This is a genomic window from Clostridium sp. JN-9, assembly GCF_004103695.1.
Lineage (GTDB): Bacteria > Bacillota > Clostridia > Clostridiales > Clostridiaceae > JN-9.
In genome coordinates this window covers 258,851-278,751 of record NZ_CP035280.1, presented here as the reverse complement: position 1 = coordinate 278,751, position 19,901 = coordinate 258,851, and the positions used below count along the sequence as shown (strand labels likewise).

Here is a 19,901-nt window from a genome sequence, read left to right as displayed (position 1 = left end):
TAATTAGAGTGGTACCGCGGAATGTAGTCTTCGTCTCTTATACAGAGATGGAGGCTTTTTATTTTACAAAAAATAAAATAATGAGGAGAGATATAATGAGCAAGTATGGAACTGCCATAGATAAAAAGTGGCAGAAAAGATGGGAAGAAACTGATTTATACAAATTTGATAAAAATAAAATGGATAAAAAATTATATGTTCTGGAGATGTTTTCCTACCCATCAGGAAGTAAACTTCATGCAGGTCACTGGTTTAATTATGGGCCTGTGGATTCCTGGGCTAGATTTAAAAGAATGCAGGGATATAATGTTTTTCAGCCAATGGGATTTGATGCATTTGGATTACCTGCAGAAAACTATGCTATAAAAACCGGGGTTCATCCAAAGGATTCAACCTTAAAAAATATTGAAACTATGGAAAAACAGTTAAAAGCTATGGGGGCTATGTTTAATTGGGACAACGAAGTTATTACATGCAAGCCTGAATACTATAAATGGACTCAATGGGTTTTTCTTAAACTTTATGAAAAAGGATTGGCTTATAGAAAAAAGGCCCCTGTAAATTGGTGCCCTAGCTGCAATACAGTTTTAGCTAATGAACAAGTAGTTGATAATTGCTGTGAAAGATGCGGTACTGAAGTTACCAAAAGAGATTTAACTCAATGGTTTCTAAAGATTACAGATTATGCTGAAGAACTTCTTCAAAAATTAGATGAATTAGACTGGCCTGAAAAGACAAAGGCTATGCAGAGACATTGGATAGGAAAATCTACAGGTGCAGAAGTTACATTTAAAGTAGTTGGTTCTGACCTGGAATTTCAGGTGTTCACAACAAGAGCTGATACACTTTTTGGTGTTACTTATGTGGTTCTGGCTCCTGAAAGTCCACTTGTTGATAAAATTACTACTGATGAGTATAAGGATGCAGTAAAGGAATATAAAGAAAGCACTAAAAAACAATCTGATATAGAAAGGCAGTCTATTTCAAAAGAAAAGACAGGTGTATTCACTGGAAGCTATGCCATAAATCCTATTAATGGAGCTAAAGTTCCAATCTGGATTGGTGATTATGTATTAAGCACCTATGGTACCGGAGCTGTAATGGCTGTGCCTGCACATGATGAAAGGGATTTTGCTTTTGCAAAAAAGTATAACTTACCGATAATAAGAGTTATAGAAGGCGGAGAACTTCCATTCACTGAATATGGTCCTATGACAAATAGTTCTGATTATAACGGTTTATCCGGTGAAGCTGCAAAAAATGCCATTATAAATAAACTGGAATCCTTAGGACTTGGTGCTAAAAAAATAAATTACAGACTTAGGGACTGGCTTGTATCAAGGCAAAGATATTGGGGCGCACCAATACCTGTGGTTTACTGTGATCATTGCGGCATAGTTCCTGTACCAGAGGATCAGCTTCCTGTTAAGCTGCCATATAACGTTGAATTTGCACCTGATGGCAAATCACCACTGGCAAAAAGTGAAGAATTTATGAACACCACCTGTCCTAAATGCGGAGGACCTGCCCGCAGAGAAGCAGATACCCTGGATACTTTTGTATGTTCATCCTGGTATTATTTAAGATATCCTGATAATAAAAACAGCGCCAAAGCCTTTGACCCTGAAATTATTAATAAAATGCTTCCTGTTGATAAATATGTGGGAGGCCCTGAGCATGCATGTATGCATTTACTTTACGCCAGATTTATTACAAAAGCTTTAAGAGATATGGGATATCTGAATTTTGATGAACCATTCTTATCATTAAGGCACCAGGGATTAATACTTGGTCCTGATGGTCAGAAAATGAGTAAATCAAAAGGGAATACAATATCACCAGATGAATATATAAATGAATATGGTGCTGATGTTTTCAGGATGTATCTTATGTTTGGTTTCGATTATTCCATGGGCGGTGCCTGGAGCGACGATGGAATAAAATCAATATCAAAATTCATTGATAGAATAGAAAGAGTGCTTGACAGCTTAAAGAATTTTGATTCATCCAGCACAAAGGATTCCTTTGGCAGTGCAGAAAAGGACTTAAACTTTGTAAGGAACTATACTATAAAGTCTATTACAGAAGATGCTGAAAAAATGCAGTTCAATACTTGTATTGCAAGAATGATGGAACTTACTAATGCTCTTTCAAAATATGAAAATGAACCAGTAAAAAATACTGCACTTGTACGAGAAACTATTTTAGATTTCATTAGATTAATTGCACCATTTGCCCCTCATTTTGCTGAAGAACAATGGCAGTCCGTGGGAATGCCTTATTCAGTGTTTAATGAATCCTGGCCTGAATATGATAAAAAGGCACTTGTAAAAGATGAGGTAGAAATTGCTGTGCAGGTTAATGGTAAAATTAAAGCAAGAATAAATATACCTTCTGATTTATCAGAAGAGGATATTAAAAAAGCAGCACTTGAAAATCAGGATGTTAAAACTTTTATAGGTAATAAGAATATAGTAAAAGTTATAGTTATTAAGGGAAGGCTTGTAAATATAGTAATTAAATAAGGATCAGGGGTTTTCCCCTAATCCCTATTTATGTAAATCCAAAGTTTTTTTAGCAGCTTCTTTTAGATTATTTAACTCAGATACTTCCCCCTGCTCTATGAGTTTATTAAGCTGTGTCTGATATCTGTTTGACTCTTGTATTTTCCCTAAAGATGCTAAAAACAATATATTATTCATAATATCAGATATTATGCTTGACTTAACCTCAAACAGCTTCTGTGCATCTTTAATTTCATCTTTTATTTCCGTCATTAGGTTATCCAGCTGAAAAGCAGCATCAGCAGCAGTCTTAAGCTTGTATTTTATATTTTCCGGTATTTGCTGTTTGTATTTATAATTTAATGAATGCTCTATAGTGGCCCAAAAGTTCATGGCTAGTGTTCTTATTTGCAATTCCGCTAAAATATTTTTCTGTCCTTCCGCCATATTTATAGGATATCTTATTATAATGTGATAGCTTCTGTAACCGCTTTGTTTATAATTGGTTATATAGTCCTTTTCATAAATTATCTGCATGTCTTTTCTATTTCTTACCAGTTCCACAACTTTCTGAATATCATCTACAAACTGGCACATTATTCTTATGCCGGATATGTCCTCCATTTCATATTCAATTCTATCCAAAGGAATATTAAATTTATTTGCTTTCTCCAGCATACTTGAAATTTCTTTGACTCTTCCTGTTACAAATTCAATAGGTGAATATTCGTTTTTTCTTCTATATTCTGTTCTTATGCTTCTGAACTTAACCTTTAATTCCTCTGTTGCCTGTGCGTAGGGAATTAAAAAAGTTTTCCATTCTTTAATTGCCATTATTATTCATCCCTTACTAAACGTTAATTTTAAATATATTTAAAGTCGTGTTTTTTGGTTTATTTGAATATATATTATGATTATATTATAATATATATCTACAAATAAATAATACATTTTCACATTTTTTTTGCTATAATAAATTTATAAGAGATAATAATATGATATAGTAGGTGATTGTACATGAACAAGGATATTTTTTCCGGTCTGGAGGATTTAGGGTTTGAAGACGCTGAAGGTCTTGATTTATACAATAAAAAGCAGGAAGATCCAAAGAAAAAGGAAGAAAAAGAAAAAACAGAAGAAGATTATCTTTTTAATAGAGAAGTAGAATGTCCTGTGTGCGGCAGCAAATTTAAGGTAAAAGCTTTAAAGAGCTCCGCTTATAGAATTGGTAAAAAGTATAGTGATTTTTATGTATCATACAATCTGGTGAACCCATATTTTTATGATGTGTGGGTTTGTAATGAATGTGGATATTCAGCCTTAAAATCTGATTTTGAAAAAATTAAGTATCATCAAATCGATCAGGTTAAAGAAAAAATTTCTTCAAGGTGGGTTTCCAAGGATTATCCTGAAACCTATGACGTAGATATAGCCATTGAAAGATATAAATTAGCATTACTTAATTATTGGGCAATTAATTCAAAATCCAGCATGAAAGCAATGACATGTTTAAAAATTGCATGGATGTACAGAATAAAAAAAGATGCCGATAATGAAAAACTCTTTTTAACAAAGGCTAAGGAAGGCTTTGATGATGCTTACTTTAATGAGGACATGCCTATTTATGGTATGGATAAATATACAGTTATGTACTTAATAGGTGAATTAAACAGAAGAATTGGTAAAAGTGATGAGGCTCTTTCATGGTTCAGCAAAGTAATAACATCAGCAGCTGCAAAACAAAAAATTAAGGAAATGTGCCGGGATCAAAAAGATTTAATAAGATATGATGAAAAAGAAGAAGAAAAGGCGCAAAAAGAAAAGGAAGAAGAAGAAAACCAATTACATAATAATACGAAAAAAGGTCTGTTTTCAAAATTATTTAAAAAGTAAAAAATCCCTAGCAAATTATGCTAGGAATTTTTTATTATACAAACAAATTGACATTCGAATCCTCTGCCTGCCCCAGATAGTAACCTACTCCTCCAACTTTTACTCCATCTAATAATTCTTCCTTTTTAAGTCCCATTACATCCATGGACATCTGGCAGGCTACTATTTGTATACCGCTATCAATAGCTGATTGAATTAGTTCCTCCAGGGAATTTATATTCTTATCCTTCATAACCTTCCTCATCATTTTGGTTCCCATGCCCATCATATTCATTTTTGAAAGCTTAAGCTTTTTGCTTCCTCTTGGCATCATAGCTCCAAACATTTTATCCATGAATCCTTTTTTTATATTAATTTTTTCAGGTTTTCTTAAAATATTTAAGCCCCAGAATGTAAAGAACATAGTTACCTTTTTGCCCATTGCTACAGCTCCATTGGCAATAATAAATGATGCAATAGCCTTATCAAAATCTCCACTGAATACTATTAAAGTTTTATTATCCTTTACTGGTGCAATATTAGATGATGCAGCTGCTTCCGGCTTTTTGCCTTTTCTTATAACAGCTGAAATCAAACCATTTTCCCTGGATCTTTTGACCAGTTCATTATTAGTTCTTTCACACCAGGCTTTTACATCTTCATAGAAACCAGCGTCTGAAGCTGTAACTCTCATGATTTGTCCAACTTCCATGGTTTCAGCACAATTATTTACCCTCATAAGAGGTCCTGGACAGCATAACCCGCAGGCATCCAAAGTTATATCTGATGCAGTTTCCTTTTCATTTATGCTTTTGTCATCCTTCTCATTTTTCCCGCCTGGCATTGAGCCTATGGTGTCAGGCTTAAATTTGCCCATTATATAGCTCTTATAACCGCCTGTAACATTCTTTACCTTGTATCCATTGGAAGATAATATTCTTGCTGCTATATATCCTCTTAAGCCCACCTGACAGTAAACAATTATTTCCTTATTCTTATCTAATTCACTCATTCTTTCTCTAAGGGAATTTACTGGTATTTTATATGCACCTTCAATAACTCCATTATCAGTTTCAATATCATCTCTTACATCCAGTAATATAGAGTTATTTTTATCTCTGTTATCAATTTCCATAGGAGTAATTACTTCTACCTTGCCTGTTAAAACATTTTCTGCAGTAAATCCTGCCATATTAACAGGATCCTTTGCTGAGCTAAAAGGAGGTGCATAAGCCAGTTCCAGTTCTTCTAAATCATAAACTGTACCTCCAAGCCTTATAACCACAGCAATTTCATCAATTCGCTTGTCTACCCCGTCATATCCAAAGGCCTGAGCTCCAAGAATCTTTCCTTCATCATTAAATATAAGTTTAAGTGATATTGGGCTTGCTCCTGGATAATAGCCTGCGTGGGACTGAGGATGAACATAAATTACTTTATAAGGTATTCCCTTAGCTTTTAATGTTCTCTCGTTGTTTCCTGTATTGGCACCTGTTAATCCAAATACCTTAACAACAGCTGTTCCCATACTTCCCTTATAGGTTGAATTTATTCCGCAAATATTATCTGCAGCTATTCTTCCCTGCTTATTTGCAGGGCCTGCCAATGCTATTGCAGTTTTTCCTTTATTAATATAGTCTACTACCTCTATAGCATCACCTATAGCATAGACCCCATCTGCATTTGTCTGTAAATGCTCATTTACAACAATATGTCCTTTTGGTCCAAGCTCTATTGGAGTATTCTTTATCAAATCTGTATCTGGCTTTACTCCAATGGCCAATATAACCATATCACAGCTTAAACTGGTTCCGCTTTGCAGGGAAACATCTACCTTTTCTCCATTTTCCTTAAAGGATTTAACTCCATCATTTAAAATTATCCCAACTCCATTATCCTGAAGTTCTTTTTCAGCATTTGTTACCATATCACTGTCAAATGGTGCTAAAATATGTGGTGCAGCTTCAACAAGAACCACATTTAAGCCCCTTTCCTTCAGGTTTTCTGCCATTTCAACTCCAATAAAACCGCCGCCGATAACTACAGCGCTCTTTGCATTATTTGTATCAATAAAAGATTTAATTTTATCAGTATCAGGTACATTTCTAAGAGTATAAATTTTAGGATTATTTATTCCCTCAATGGGAGGTTTCACTGGCTTTGCGCCTGGAGATAAAACTAAATAATCATAGTTTTCCTCGTATTCCCCTCTATCAAGCGAACTAACTTTAATCTTCTTATTAACGGTATCTAAAGAAACTACATCGCTATTTACCCTTACATCAATTTTAAATCTGCTTCTCATGGCTTCAGGAGTCTGAACCAGTAAATTACTTCTATCCTTTATGGCTCCTCCAATATAATATGGAAGTCCGCAATTGGCATAGGAAATATACTCTCCCCTCTCAAACATTATTATTTCTGCATTTTCATCAAGCCTTCTAAGTCTTGCTGCCGCAGAAGCCCCACCTGCAACGCCGCCTACAATTAAAATCTTTTTACCCATAAAATTTTACCTCCCAAAATTAATTTATTCTTCACCAAATAATACATTTATAATTGATATAACCTTTTCATTGCATACCTTATAATTTATTTCCAGGCCATTTCTCTCTCCTTCAATTATTCCAGCTGATCTCAGTTTCTGTAAATGCTGAGATATAGTTGATTGAGGAAGTCCCAGACAATTCTGCATATAAGTTACATTACACTGCCCTTTATTTAAAAGTCCCCTTACTATACATAGTCTGGCAGGATGTGCCAATACCTTCAGCAATTCGGCACTTTCATTATATTCTTTAATATTGTTATCCATAGCTGCAAACCCTTTCTTTTTCTGCTTATATTCATATATATACTTTGCTTGTTAAATATCAAACATCACTATATTTATATATTACAATATATAAATATATAAGTCAATAATATTCCTGATGAAAAATGAAAAGCTTTTCAGTATTTATAACTGAAAAGCAAAATTGATCTTATTATTTTTTAATTTTTCCTTCTATAGAAGTTTAATAGGATTGAAATCTATAAAATCACAGGAAGTCATAATATAGTTAACACCATTTTTATTGTAGTTTTTAATATTTTTCAAAACAGGTCCATGCAAGTGACCATATATAACTATGTCTACATGGTATTGTTCAAAAATCCTTGTAAACTCTGTATCCTCCATGTTTTCATTAGATGCAGGGTAATGTGTCATAACAATAAATTTTCTATAGCCTGCCTTATAAGCTTCATCTAAAGATAATTTTAACCTTATAACTTCTCTTGCATAAATTTTCTCATCATGAGTTGTAAAGCCTTCACTTGAAGGCAGAATCCATCCCCTTGTGCCGCAAATAGCATAATCTTCATATGAAAAAAAGTTGTTTTGTATAAAAAACATATCATCATATAAATTATTTAACTTTGTTATACTTGACCACCAGTAATCATGATTACCCTTTACCAGTATTTTTTTCCCAGGCAGGTTATGCACCCATTCCAAATCTTTAATACCATCTTCCATTTTCATTGACCAGGATATATCACCTGCAATTAAAACAGTATCATTTTCTCCAATCTTTTTTAACCAGTTTTCCTTAATCTTTTCATCATGCTTATACCATTGTTGTCCAAAAATGTCCATTGGCTTATCACTTGATAAGGCTAAATGAAGATCTGATATTGCATAAAGACCCATTGCTTCACCTTACTTCCCACTTACTTTTTTATCTACATCCATTACATAGGCAATTACCTTAGCCACAGCATCATAAAGTTCATAAGGTATATCATCACCTATGTCAACATTACATAGTAACTCTGTCAATTCATTGTCATATACTACTGGTACGCTGTTTTCTCCTGCCTTTTCAATAATTTTATCAGCAATACAGCCCATGCCTGTAGCTGTTACTATTGGTGCTGCATAATTTTCCTCATATCTTATTGCCGCAGCTTTTTTTTTCTTATTCATAAATACTGCTACTCCTTTTGTTAGACCCTAATGTTTAATCCCGAAAAATTACCATCTTCAAAAAACGATGCACAATTAGACAAAGAAAGATCCTGCTGTTTTTTTTCTATCTTTATATTAACATTATAGCCTAAATCAGATAAGCTGTTTAGTAAATTATTTTTACTATTATCTATAGTTTTTACCCAGTTCTCACTACAGTTAATATTAACATTCATAATTGAGCTTTTAATTTTAATATATGCATTTACCACACCCATGTTTATAGTATTTACAGATGCAGCAATTTTAACATCCTTTGTGTCTGGTTTTTTGCCCCTTTTTCTATCATCTTTAATGATTAGCTTACATTCATAATTGCTGTTGTAAACTCTAACTGGTAAATCCATATAATAATATTGATTTGAAACTGTGTTGAATGCCTTGAAATCCGAAATATTATCTTTAATTATCTGAGTTATTTTATCTGATGTTTCCGGTGTCTTTTCACTATTCATCTGGAGTGCTGATTTTATTATATCTTTTAATTCTTCTGTTTTTCTGCTTAACTGAGATTTAACTTCAATCACAGAACCCTTTTCTATATCCTTGCTTTTTATATTTTCAAATAATCCATTAGTATTTTTCTCAATATTCTTAGTATCTGAAACATCAGTTTTATTTTCCAAAGCAGCATTTTTAGTACTGCTTTTATCATTGTGTTCATCAGTTATGTTAGTATTGTCAGGCTTTTTCACACCATCTTCATTTAATTTAATATCATTTTTGTTCAAATTGCTTTTGTCCTGAATTTTATCTTCTTTCACATTTACATCATTATTATTGATATTTTCATGTAAAGCTTCTTTTTCATTATTATTATTTAACTGCACCTTTTTAGTATTTTTAGAATTGTCATTTGCATTTTCAACACTATTATTTGAGTCCTCTGTATTTTCAATATTATTATTTACGTTCTTTGTGTTTTCAATATTATGCTTTGTAATATCACTTTTTAAATTATTAGTTATATTTTTATCTAAATTAATATCCATCTGGAATTTCAAATTCTTAATCTGCTTATACAGCCCTTCAGGTTCATTAAAAAGCCTTCTATAGCTTCTAATATTATCCTGATTTATTTCCATACCATTTTCCAGCATTGTCATAATATCTTCTGCATTAACATTCTTAAGCTCATTAAAAAATGACTTAAGAGTGCTTTCAATTTTCATGCCCTGCTGTGAATTAATATCTATATCCTTGCTATTAAGGTATTTTTCTATGAAACTATTCTGTTCCTCAGGTGTTGAAGCTATTTTAGAAGCCATATCCAAATATGTTTTAACCTTTGAAATATTCTCTTTTGTCAGAGGCATATTATGCTTAACCATATTCTCTAAAATATCATATTGCTCCTTACCTAATTCAATATTCTGATCCATTAGCACTGATTCTATAGAACTATCATTGTTTTTTGTGTTATCCTGATTTTCGTTAACTATCTTAATCTGAAGCTTTCCATCTTTAAATCCATCTACCTGGAATTTTGTAAGTTTATCAGTTGAAATGTTATCCTTATCCAATAGTTCTGCAGGAAACTGCCATCCATCCAGTAATCTCAGCAGTACTTCCTCATTATTATCACTGGCTTTAATTATTCTTGCTAAAAAGATCTGTCCTATATCAAATGAAATTTTTCCTGAAAACTTTTTTAAGTCAGGATTATTTATACTATTTACATTCCATACTGCCGCCATTTTATCCACCTCAATTTTAGTATATACTCTATTTAATTATCGTAATATAACAATAATTTTTTACAATAAAAAAGTACTAACCTCATATAGTTAGTACTTTTATTCATTAGTCTTCTTTTACTGCTTTACTTTGTGCAAAAGTATCATCGTGTAATATTGGTGATACACTTTTGTAAACTGCCATGGTTAATGCAGATACTAAAGTTCCCTTAAGCAGATTAAATGGAAGTATGGATAAAACCACAAGAGAATTTAAATCCTTTATGTTTGGATTAATCTTATTGCCCATTGCAACCACAGCTTTAATTGGGAATCCTAAAAACTTTTCATATAAAGGCAGCAATAAAGTATAGTTTAATATTCCTGCAGTTATTGACATAATTACAGTTCCTAAAACAAGGCTCATAACAGCTGTTTTTTTGCTCTTATTCTTTTTATAGAGATATCCTGCAATTATTACCATAACAGATCCCACTGCAAAATTAGCAAATTCTCCAATAAATGCTGTACTGCCATTAAATATGCCATGGAGTATGTTTTTTAATAATTCTATCAGCACTCCTGCCACAGGTCCCATAGCAAAAGCACCAATTAAAGCCGGCAGATCACTAATGTCAATTTTCAGGAAGCTTGGAAATACTGGTATTGGAATTTCAATAAACATGAGAAGAAATGCGATAACCCCAAGCATTGACACTTTCACTAAAATATTAAGTTTTTCGTTTTTCATAGATATACCCTCCTAAAATTTTGATATCTTCAAAGGGTGCGGGCATAATAAAAGCCCTGTCAAAAAAAACAGGGCGAAAAATACATTATACCTTAACCTTCTTTCATCCAGACTTTACTGTCGGCCTCGGAATTACACCGAATCATGCCTAAATAGGCTCGTGGGCTTTACCACCGGTGGGGAATCAAACCCCGCCCCGAAGATTATCTTTATTTAATTAATTTTTACAATTTTATTTTACTACATACTTATTAATAATTCAATAGCTTATGAATAATTTTAGCTGTTTAATTGTTCCTTTTTCATACTAAGTGATATTCTTTTTCTCTTTTCATCTACTTCTAAAATTCTCACTTCTACTATGTCTCCAACCTTAACAACGTCTAATGGATTCCTAACAAATTTATCGGACAGCTGACTAATATGTACAAGTCCATCCTGATGCACTCCAATATCTACAAATGCACCAAAATCAGCAACATTTCTTACTGTTCCGTTAAGTATCATACCAGGCTTTAACTGAGTAATATCTATTACCCCTGTTTTAAGAATTGGTTTTGGCAGTTCCTCCCTTGGATCTCTGCCAGGCTTCTTTATTTCCTTGATTATATCCTTTAATGTGGGCACTCCAATGTTAATATCCTGAGCCAGTTTCTCAAGGCCAATTGACTGTACTTTGCTGTCAATGTCTGATAGTTTGTTATTTTTCAGATCCTGCTCAGAATAGCCTAAAGTTTTAAGCAGTGACTTGCATGCTTTATATGATTCAGGATGGACTCCTGTGTTGTCTAGTGGTTCAGTACTTTCCATAACTCTCAGGAACCCTGCACATTGTTCATATGCCTTATCGCCAAGTCTTTTAACCTTTAATAGTTCCTTTCTATTGCTGAACTTGCCATTTTCTTCTCTATAAGCAACTATATTCTTTGAAATAGTTGAATTTATACCTGATACATAGGATAAGAGAGATGGCGTAGCCATATTTAAATCTACTCCCACATTATTTACGCAGTCCTCTACCACACCTCCTAATGACTCATCAAGTTTTTTAGGGGTTACATCATGCTGATATTGTCCCACTCCTAGTGCCTTAGGGTCAATCTTCACAAGCTCTGACAATGGATCCTGCAGCCTTCTGCCTATAGAGATAGCTCCTCTTATTGATACATTTATATCAGGATACTCTTCACTTGCCAGCTGAGAAGCAGAATATACAGAGGCACCAGCCTCAGATACTATAACATAATAAAGTTCCTTACCTTTTTCTTCTTTTACTTCTTTAATTAATTCTGCAATTACCTCTTCAGACTCCCTGCTTGCAGTACCATTACCCAGAGATATTACATCTACATTATATTTATATACTAAACTCTTTAGTATTTTTATGGATCCTTCAATGTCATTCTGCGGGGCTGTAGCATAAACGGTGGCTTTTTCTAAAAACTTCCCAGTATCATCAAGCACAGCTATTTTACATCCTGTTCTGAATCCCGGGTCATATCCTAATACTACTTTGCCTTTTACAGGAGACTGCATTAAAAGTGATTTCAAATTGGCTTTAAATACTTCTATAGCACCATTCTCACCTTTTTCCGTAAGATCAGCTCTTACTTCTCTTTCAATGGATGGATAGATAAGTCTCTTTAATGAATCTTTTATGCTTTCTTCAATATATTCATCTGTAACAGTGTTATTCTTTAAGCATTGTTTTTCTAAATAATTTATTATTTTTTCATTGTTTACAGTTATTTTTACTGAAAGTATCTTTTCTTTTTCTCCTCTATTGATTGCTAAAATCCTATGTGATGGAATCAATCTTACTGCTTCCTGATAATTATAATACATTTCATAGGGAGTAGTTTCCTCACTTCCCCCTGTAGTTTCAATTATTCCTTCCCTTTGCATCAGGGTTCTTATCCACTTTCTATAATCAGCATTATCAGATATAACTTCACTTATTATATCCTCGGCACCCTGCAAAGCATCATCTACAGAGTTAACGGACTTTTCCTCATTAATAAATTGTTTGGAGTATTCTTTTATATCACCTTTAAAAGCTCCATTTAATATTACTTCTGATAATGGTTTTAATCCTTTTTCCACTGCTATAATAGCTCTTGTTCTCTTCTTAGGCTTATATGGCCTGTAAATGTCTTCTATTTCCGTTAATGTATCACATTTCTTTATTGCGGCTTTTAATTCTTCAGTGATTTTACCCTGTTCATCAATTAATCTTATAACATCTGCTTTTCTGTTTTCTAAATTTCTAAGATAAGTAAGTCTCTCAGCAAAATTTCTAAGAACTATATCATCTAAGCCTCCAGTGGCTTCCTTTCTATATCTGGCAATAAAAGGCACAGTATTACCATCATCAAGCAGTTTAATTACATCATTGACCTGCTGCTTTTTTAAATTAAGTTCTTTCATTAAGCTTTCAGTAATGTTCTTCATCTTTACCTCCAATTACAACATTTTCTATAGCATATTATTTATGTCATACAATAAATTATACATTAAATTCAAATACAATACACCTTAAAACAGTTATATATGTGTAATTTAATTCATAATATTAACAAGTAATAATTTAAAGGAGTAATTATGAAAAGGCTTATAAGCACATATATATTAACTATTTTACTGGTATTTTTATTTTCCTCCTTCCAGATATATTATTTCATTCGTCCATTTAACAGCAGCAAAGTTATAGATTATATAGGATATCTATCATCAGATTCACTTAATGGGAGACTTGCCGGTACAGTGGACAATGCACTGGCAGCCCAATATATCAAAGAACAGTTTCAGGTTAAAAATTTACAGCCTTACAAAGGCTCCTATTATGAAAGCTTCCAGGTTAAATATCCTTATAAAATGGATGGTAAGCCATATTTAAAAGTATTTGATCAAAATAAGAAGCTTGTAAAAGAGTTTAATTATGGCACAGACTATAAAGAGGATATGCTAAACTTTAAAATTAATAATATAAGCTTTAATAAAAATGACATAGCAGCTCTCTCAGATTATACAACTCAGGTTACAAAAGGTATGGATAAAGTAGTTTTTTATACTCCAGAGAAAAACAATATCAATTTCAGAAGTTCATTTATTAATGATTCCTCCATAAGTTTATTTATAATGGTAACACAGAAGGCCAATGAAGAAATTAATAATATGCTGAAAAATGGATATACCGTAAGCTGCTACATACCCTACGAAATAAGGGATACTGAAATCAATAACGTTACAGCCTGTATTAAAGGAAAAAATCCAAAACTTTCACCAATTATTATAGGCGGTCACTTTGATCATGTAGGTACTGATTTAAATGGAACAATTTATAGTGGGGCTTTAGATAATGCATCTGGTATTTCATTTGTTATGGAGCTGTCTGATTATATAAGCTCACTTGGCAGGCCTGAAAGAGATATTATTTTTGTGGGCTTTAATGCTGAAGAATTTGGATGTGTGGGGTCAACAAAATTTGTTGAAAAATACAAGTCGGATTTAAATGGTGCTAAGGTATTTAATTTTGACATGATAGGCAGTAATAATTCTGTACCCCTATGTATAATGGGGGGTGACATGGACACAAACAATACACCACTGATAAAATCAGCAGCTAATATATGTAAAAGCAATAAAGTCTACTTTAATTATCTTTTTGAAAATTCCAGCGATCACGAATCTTTTAGAAAGGAAAATATTGATGCCATAACTTTTATTGATAATGACCTGTCAAGAATTCATACACCTAATGATAAGGTTTCTTATATTGACAGTAAATCCATAGATAGATGTTTTAATGTAGTATCACAGGAAGTTATTTCAAATGCATTTAATAACAACTTTCTGTATCTATACTATAAAGAGATTATGGTGATTTCTTTAATTCTCATATCTGCATTAATATTTTTAAACAGGGATTTACAATAGTGTAAACCCCTGTAACTTACTTTGAATTTTGCTTTAGATACCCAAGAATAAAAATGTCTATATCTCCATCCATAACTGCATTAATATTTCCGCTTTCAACACCTGTTCTATGATCTTTTACCATAGTATAAGGCTGAAAGATATAAGATCTGATTTGGCTTCCCCATCCCATATCCTTTAGTTCACCAGTTAAATCTTCAATCTTCTCCTTGTGAGCTCTTTCCTTAAGCTCAACCAATTTAGCCTTTAGCATTTTTAAAGCTGTTTCCTTATTTGAGTATTGACTTCTCTCGTTTTGGCACTGTACAACTATACCAGTTGGTATATGTGTTATTCTTATGGCAGACTCAGTTTTATTAACATATTGCCCGCCTGCACCACTTGCTCTGTAAGTATCAATTCTTAAGTCTTCACTTCTTATATTTATATCCTGTTCCTCTGTAAGCTCCGGCAGTACTTCCAGTGAAGCAAAGGAGGTTTGTCTTTTGCCATTTGCATTAAATGGCGATATTCTCACAAGCCTGTGTATGCCTTTTTCTGATTTTAAATATCCATAGGCAAAATCTCCGGAAATCTTCAAAGAGGCACTCTTAAGTCCATAATCATCTGCTGGAAGAATATCTAAAGTTTCTACTTTAAATCCTTTTTTTTCCGCAAATCTTGTATACATCCTAAGCAGCATCTCAGTCCAGTCCTGAGCATCAGTACCGCCAACGCCAACATGAAGATTTAATATGGCATTGTTTTTATCATATTGTCCTGATAAAAGTATTTCTATTTTTAATCTTTCAATTTCTCCCTTGATTTTCCCAGTGTCTGACAATACTTCTGATACTGAACTTGTGTCCTGTTCTTCAAGTGTTAACTGGCACAATACAATTAAGTCTTCCAGTGAATTATTTAAAGCTGAAAATTTATCAATCTTATCCTTAATGCCTTTAGCCTCTACAGTTATTTCCTGAGCCTTATTTATATTATCCCAAAAGTCTTTTTCCTGCATTTTATTCTCAAGTTCTTTAACCCTTTTTGTTAAAGCCTCAATGTCAAAGTGAATCCCTTATTTCATTTAATGTTTTCCTGAGTTCTACCAGTTCGTTCATTGATTCTTCTACCTGCAGTAGCATTTTCATCACTCCAATTTAAGCCTGTCTTCCGCAGCAGTTTTTATACTTCTTTCCACTTCCGCATGGACATGGATCATTTCTACCTATCTTGTGTTCTTTTCTAACAGGTTCCTTTTTTAATGAGCTGTCACTTTCATAATTAGTTGAAGTTTCCTTAGCAACCCTCTCTCTTTCAGGAGTCCTTGCAATCTGTACATGGAATAAATACTTAATAGTATCCAATTTAATGTTATATATCATTTCATTAAACATATCACTGCCTTCAAACTGATAAGCCTGAGCAGGATCCTGCTGCTTATATGCCCTTAAGCCTATACCCTGTTTCAGATGTTCCATATCGTCAATATGATCCATCCACTTTGAGTCAACAACTCTCAGCATAATTACTCTTTCAATTTCTCTCATCTGTTCAGAAGTAAATTCCTGCTCTTTTGCAGCATACATTTGTCTGGCAGTTTCTAATAGCTTATCTTTTATTTCTTCATTTGACAGCTTTGAAAGCTCTTCCACAGTAACATAATCCTTAGGAAGATACAAGTCTTCTGCAAAATCTATTAATTTTGCCAGATCACTTTCAAATTCTTCCTCTACTCCTGAGATATGTGAATCCACAGCTCCGGTTATAATATCCTCTATCATCTGCTGAACCTGTTCTTTTAAGTCTTCCCCTTCAAGAACCTGAGATCTTTGCTTATATATAATTTCTCTCTGCTTATTAATAACATCATCATACTGAAGTAATGTTTTTCTTATGTCAAAGTTATTTCCTTCAACCTTCTTTTGAGCACTTTCAATGGCCGAAGTTACCATTTTGCTCTCAATGGCTTCGTCCTCTTCAAGTCCAAGTTTATCAACTATGCCCTGAAGCTTATCTGACCCAAATATTCTCATAAGATCATCTTCTAAGGATACATAAAATCTTGATGCACCAGGGTCCCCCTGACGTCCTGAACGACCTCTAAGCTGATTATCTATTCTTCTTGATTCATGTCTCTCAGTTCCTATTACCTTTAAGCCGCCTACTTCAACTACTCCTTCACCAAGCTTAATATCAGTACCACGTCCAGCCATATTAGTAGCTATAGTTACCATGCCCTTTTCTCCTGCATGTGATATTATTTCTGCTTCCTTCTCATGATACTTAGCATTTAAAACCTGATGAGGGATTCCCTTTTTCTTCAGCATATCTGAAAGCAGTTCTGATTTTTCTATACTAACAGTACCAACAAGTATTGGCTGCCCTTTTGAATGTGTTTCTACTATATCATCAGCAATTGCCTTATATTTTCCCTTTACAGATTTATATATCAAATCAGGACTGTCAATTCTTGCAACTGGTAAATGAGTAGGCACCACAATAACATCTAAGCCATAAATTTCCCTAAATTCATTTTCCTCAGTTAATGCAGTACCAGTCATTCCTGAAAGCTTATTATACATTCTGAAATAATTCTGATATGTTATAGTAGCAAGGGTTTTAGACTCCCTTTCCACTTTAACTCCTTCTTTTGCTTCTATAGCCTGATGCAGTCCATCACTATATCGTCTGCCTTCCATTACTCTTCCTGTAAACTCATCAACGATAAGGACTTCTCCATTTCTCACCATGTAGTCCTTATCCTTTTTCATTATATAATTAGCCTTAAGTGACTGTACAACATTGTGCTGAATTTCCATATTTTCTGGATCAGCATAGTTTTCCACCCTGAAGAATTTCTCTGCCTTTTCAATGCCTTCATCAGTTAAAATAACTGAATTCGCCTTTTCATCTACAGTAAAATCTTTTTCTTTAACCAATGACTTTGAAAAATAATCTGCTACTTTATAAAGTTCTGTTGATTTTTCTCCCTGACCTGATATTATAAGAGGAGTTCTGGCTTCATCTATTAATATAGAGTCAACTTCATCAACGATGGCAAAATTTAATTTTCTTTGAACTCTTTCTTCCTTATATATAACCATATTATCCCTAAGATAATCAAAGCCAAGTTCACTGTTAGTTCCATATGTTATATCACAATTATATGCTTCCTGCCTTTGAGTCTGGTTCATGTCATGAAGTATTACCCCAACCTTAAGTCCCAGAAATTCATGTATTTTTCCCATCCAGTCTCTATCTCTTTTTGCCAGGTAATCATTAACTGTTACAATATGAACTCCTTTACCTGTCAGTCCATTTAAATAGGATGGCAGTGTTGCAACCAATGTTTTACCTTCACCAGTTTTCATTTCTGATATTCTTCCCTGATGGAGAACAATACCACCTATTAGCTGCTCTCTAAAGTGTTTCATTCCAAGAACCCTCTGTGATGCCTCTCTTACAACTGCAAATGCCTCAGGCAGAATGTCATCAAGAGATTCCCCGTTATTCAGTCTGTTTTTAAATTCAGCAGTTTTACCCCTTAACTGATCATCGCTTAATTTAGAAATTTCAGGTTCCAGGCTTTCAATTTTATTTACAATTGGAATTATTCTTTTTACTTCCCTCTCACTATATGTTCCAAAAACTTTGTCAAGAATTTTCATACTTTTTATCCTCACTATCCAAATAAAAATTTATATAGGCATAAATATACACTTTAAAATTATAACACTTAATGAAACTTCATTCAACTTTGTAATTTTTAAATATTGGTAAATATATTATATCATTCTTTATAAAAAAAAGAGGAGCATCACTCCTCTTTTTGTTATTATCATTATTCAAATTCAGGTTCAATTAAGCCGAAATTTCCATCCTTTCTCTTGTAAATAACATTTACTTCGCCATTATCAGCATTTTCATATACAAAGAAAGTGTGTCCTAACAACTCCATTTGTAGTACAGCTTCCTCATTAGACATAGGCTTTATTGCAAATTTCTTAGTCTTAACAATTTTTCCTTCAGCCTTTTCTTTTTCATCTACATCTGGAATGTACTGAAATCTTAATGAATCGCCATGATTTCTTCTTTCCAATTTAGTTTTTTGTTTTCTTATTTGTCTTTCTAATTTATCTACGACTAAATCAATTGAAGCGTACATGTCCTCATTTGACTCTTCTCCCCTTAAGATTACTCCATTAAAAGGTATTGTAACTTCAATTATCTGCCTTGTCTTTTGGACACTTAAAGTAGCATGTGCCTCTACTTCAGGGTTGAAATATTTATCCAGTCTAAACAACTTTTTCTCAACTGCACTCCTGAGCCCGTCAGTAATATTAATATTTTTACCACTTACTGTTATTTTCATGCTTTCAGCCCCTCTCACACCCCGTAGGTGATTTTTGTAAAATAAATCATATTACCATCAATGCATTAATGTTTAATTTGTTAATCTTATTTTAATACCTTTTTAAAATAATAACAAGTTTAATATTGTTAATTTACAAAATATTAAATATATTTAAATATATTTATGCAGTTATTTAATATTATTTCTTAATTATTCTTTATATTATACGAAAATAAACATCTATTACTTTATAATCTTTCCCTTAACCTTTTTAATCCCTAATTTTCTTATATATTCTTCACTTGCATCTGGTATGTACATGTCTATTTTTATTGTATTATTATTTATCCTTTTAATAGCTCCACCTACATCCTGATTAATAAATACTCCCATGTTTTCTAAATATAATTTAGTACCGAAAGAGTACTCCTTAGGCATAGCTATATTCCCCCTGCTGAGTTTCACATTGTTTGCCCCGATTCCATCTGTTTTATTACAATCTGATATATTATTGGTATAATACGATACTATAACATTTATCCAATCTTCATCTTCAGAAAAGCATTTATTTACATACTCCTCTTTCTTTACTTCACTAATATTAATTTCTCTGCCTTTAATCTGCGCCGTCAAAGCAGTATCCATTGGTCTGCACCCTATATAGGCTGCAAGTCCCATTACTCCAAACAGGCCTATTGACATTGAATCACCACCTTATGTAACTTCCATACTTTTCTAAATTATTGACTAATTTTTACTTATGTATTCATTTTTTAGGCAAAAAAACCATAACCCCAATTTGAAGTTATGGATA

Annotated in this window: 15 protein-coding genes, 1 riboswitch and 1 other annotated feature (1 of these 17 cut by a window edge); of the genes, 3 read left to right on the top strand and 12 right to left on the bottom strand. The window is 33.0% G+C overall.

The features are described from left to right. Window positions 1-41: a binding site (T-box leader), on the top strand; it begins 161 nt to the left of the window's first position. Between the two features lie 54 nt (window positions 42-95). Next, window positions 96-2,525 carry a leucine--tRNA ligase gene (gene leuS, locus EQM05_RS01370; protein WP_128748229.1) on the top strand — a complete coding sequence of 810 codons (2,430 nt, stop codon included), beginning with the start codon at window positions 96-98 and terminating at the stop codon, window positions 2,523-2,525. 24 nt (window positions 2,526-2,549) lie between these two features. On the opposite strand, the gene EQM05_RS01365 is transcribed toward leuS, so the two are convergent. Continuing rightward, a complete protein-coding gene (locus tag EQM05_RS01365) occupies window positions 2,550-3,338 on the bottom strand; it encodes a GTP pyrophosphokinase family protein (protein WP_128748227.1) in 789 nt (262 codons plus the stop codon). Window positions 3,339-3,521: 183 nt separating this feature from the next. Between EQM05_RS01365 and EQM05_RS01360 the strand changes: the two genes are divergently transcribed. Further along, window positions 3,522-4,397: a DUF2225 domain-containing protein gene (locus EQM05_RS01360; protein WP_128748225.1), complete on the top strand. Its 876-nt coding sequence runs from the start codon at window positions 3,522-3,524 to the stop codon at window positions 4,395-4,397. A gap of 34 nt (window positions 4,398-4,431) precedes the next feature. On the opposite strand, the gene EQM05_RS01355 is transcribed toward EQM05_RS01360, so the two are convergent. From EQM05_RS01355 to EQM05_RS01325, 7 genes are all read right to left on the bottom strand, one after another. Continuing rightward, window positions 4,432-6,882: a DsrE/DsrF/DrsH-like family protein gene (locus EQM05_RS01355; protein ID WP_128748223.1), complete on the bottom strand. Its 2,451-nt coding sequence runs from the start codon at window positions 6,880-6,882 to the stop codon at window positions 4,432-4,434. 24 nt (window positions 6,883-6,906) lie between these two features. Next, window positions 6,907-7,191 carry a metalloregulator ArsR/SmtB family transcription factor gene (locus EQM05_RS01350; RefSeq protein WP_128748221.1) on the bottom strand — a complete coding sequence of 95 codons (285 nt, stop codon included), beginning with the start codon at window positions 7,189-7,191 and terminating at the stop codon, window positions 6,907-6,909. Window positions 7,192-7,383: 192 nt separating this feature from the next. Further along, window positions 7,384-8,070: a metallophosphoesterase gene (locus tag EQM05_RS01345; RefSeq protein WP_128748219.1), complete on the bottom strand. Its 687-nt coding sequence runs from the start codon at window positions 8,068-8,070 to the stop codon at window positions 7,384-7,386. Between the two features lie 9 nt (window positions 8,071-8,079). Further along, entirely contained in the window at window positions 8,080-8,346 is a 267-nt protein-coding gene (locus tag EQM05_RS01340; protein WP_128748217.1) for an EscU/YscU/HrcU family type III secretion system export apparatus switch protein, read from the bottom strand. 20 nt (window positions 8,347-8,366) lie between these two features. Further along, window positions 8,367-10,085, bottom strand: a complete 1,719-nt coding sequence (locus tag EQM05_RS01335) for a hypothetical protein (RefSeq protein WP_128748215.1) — start codon at window positions 10,083-10,085, stop codon at window positions 8,367-8,369. Window positions 10,086-10,191: 106 nt separating this feature from the next. Then, the gene (locus EQM05_RS01330; RefSeq protein ID WP_128748213.1) at window positions 10,192-10,815 is read right to left on the bottom strand and encodes an ECF transporter S component; all 624 of its coding nucleotides are present in this window, start codon (window positions 10,813-10,815) and stop codon (window positions 10,192-10,194) included. 91 nt (window positions 10,816-10,906) lie between these two features. Next, a riboswitch (FMN riboswitch) is annotated at window positions 10,907-11,023 on the bottom strand. Between the two features lie 71 nt (window positions 11,024-11,094). After that, window positions 11,095-13,266 (bottom strand): Tex family protein, encoded by a 2,172-nt coding sequence (locus tag EQM05_RS01325; RefSeq protein ID WP_128748211.1) that lies wholly within the window; start codon window positions 13,264-13,266, stop codon window positions 11,095-11,097. A gap of 150 nt (window positions 13,267-13,416) precedes the next feature. Here EQM05_RS01325 and EQM05_RS01320 point away from each other — a divergent pair, with 150 nt between their 5' ends. Next, window positions 13,417-14,751 carry a M28 family metallopeptidase gene (locus EQM05_RS01320; protein ID WP_128748209.1) on the top strand — a complete coding sequence of 445 codons (1,335 nt, stop codon included), beginning with the start codon at window positions 13,417-13,419 and terminating at the stop codon, window positions 14,749-14,751. A 16-nt stretch (window positions 14,752-14,767) separates the two neighbouring features. Here EQM05_RS01320 and prfB read toward each other — a convergent pair. The 4 genes from prfB to EQM05_RS01300 all read right to left on the bottom strand — a co-directional run bounded on the left by prfB (window position 14,768) and on the right by EQM05_RS01300 (window position 19,789). Then, a protein-coding gene (gene prfB / locus EQM05_RS01315) for a peptide chain release factor 2 (RefSeq protein WP_205694155.1) occupies window positions 14,768-15,875 on the bottom strand; the annotation gives its coding sequence in 2 pieces (ribosomal slippage) (window positions 14,768-15,808 and window positions 15,810-15,875; 1,107 coding nt in all). A gap of 15 nt (window positions 15,876-15,890) precedes the next feature. Continuing rightward, the gene (secA, locus tag EQM05_RS01310) at window positions 15,891-18,401 is read right to left on the bottom strand and encodes a preprotein translocase subunit SecA (RefSeq protein WP_128748207.1); all 2,511 of its coding nucleotides are present in this window, start codon (window positions 18,399-18,401) and stop codon (window positions 15,891-15,893) included. A gap of 173 nt (window positions 18,402-18,574) precedes the next feature. Continuing rightward, complete coding sequence (gene raiA / locus EQM05_RS01305) at window positions 18,575-19,105, bottom strand: ribosome-associated translation inhibitor RaiA (protein WP_128748205.1); 531 nt, start codon at window positions 19,103-19,105, stop codon at window positions 18,575-18,577. A 225-nt stretch (window positions 19,106-19,330) separates the two neighbouring features. Further along, entirely contained in the window at window positions 19,331-19,789 is a 459-nt protein-coding gene (locus EQM05_RS01300; RefSeq protein ID WP_128748203.1) for a 3D domain-containing protein, read from the bottom strand. Window positions 19,790-19,901: the final 112 nt, after the last annotated feature.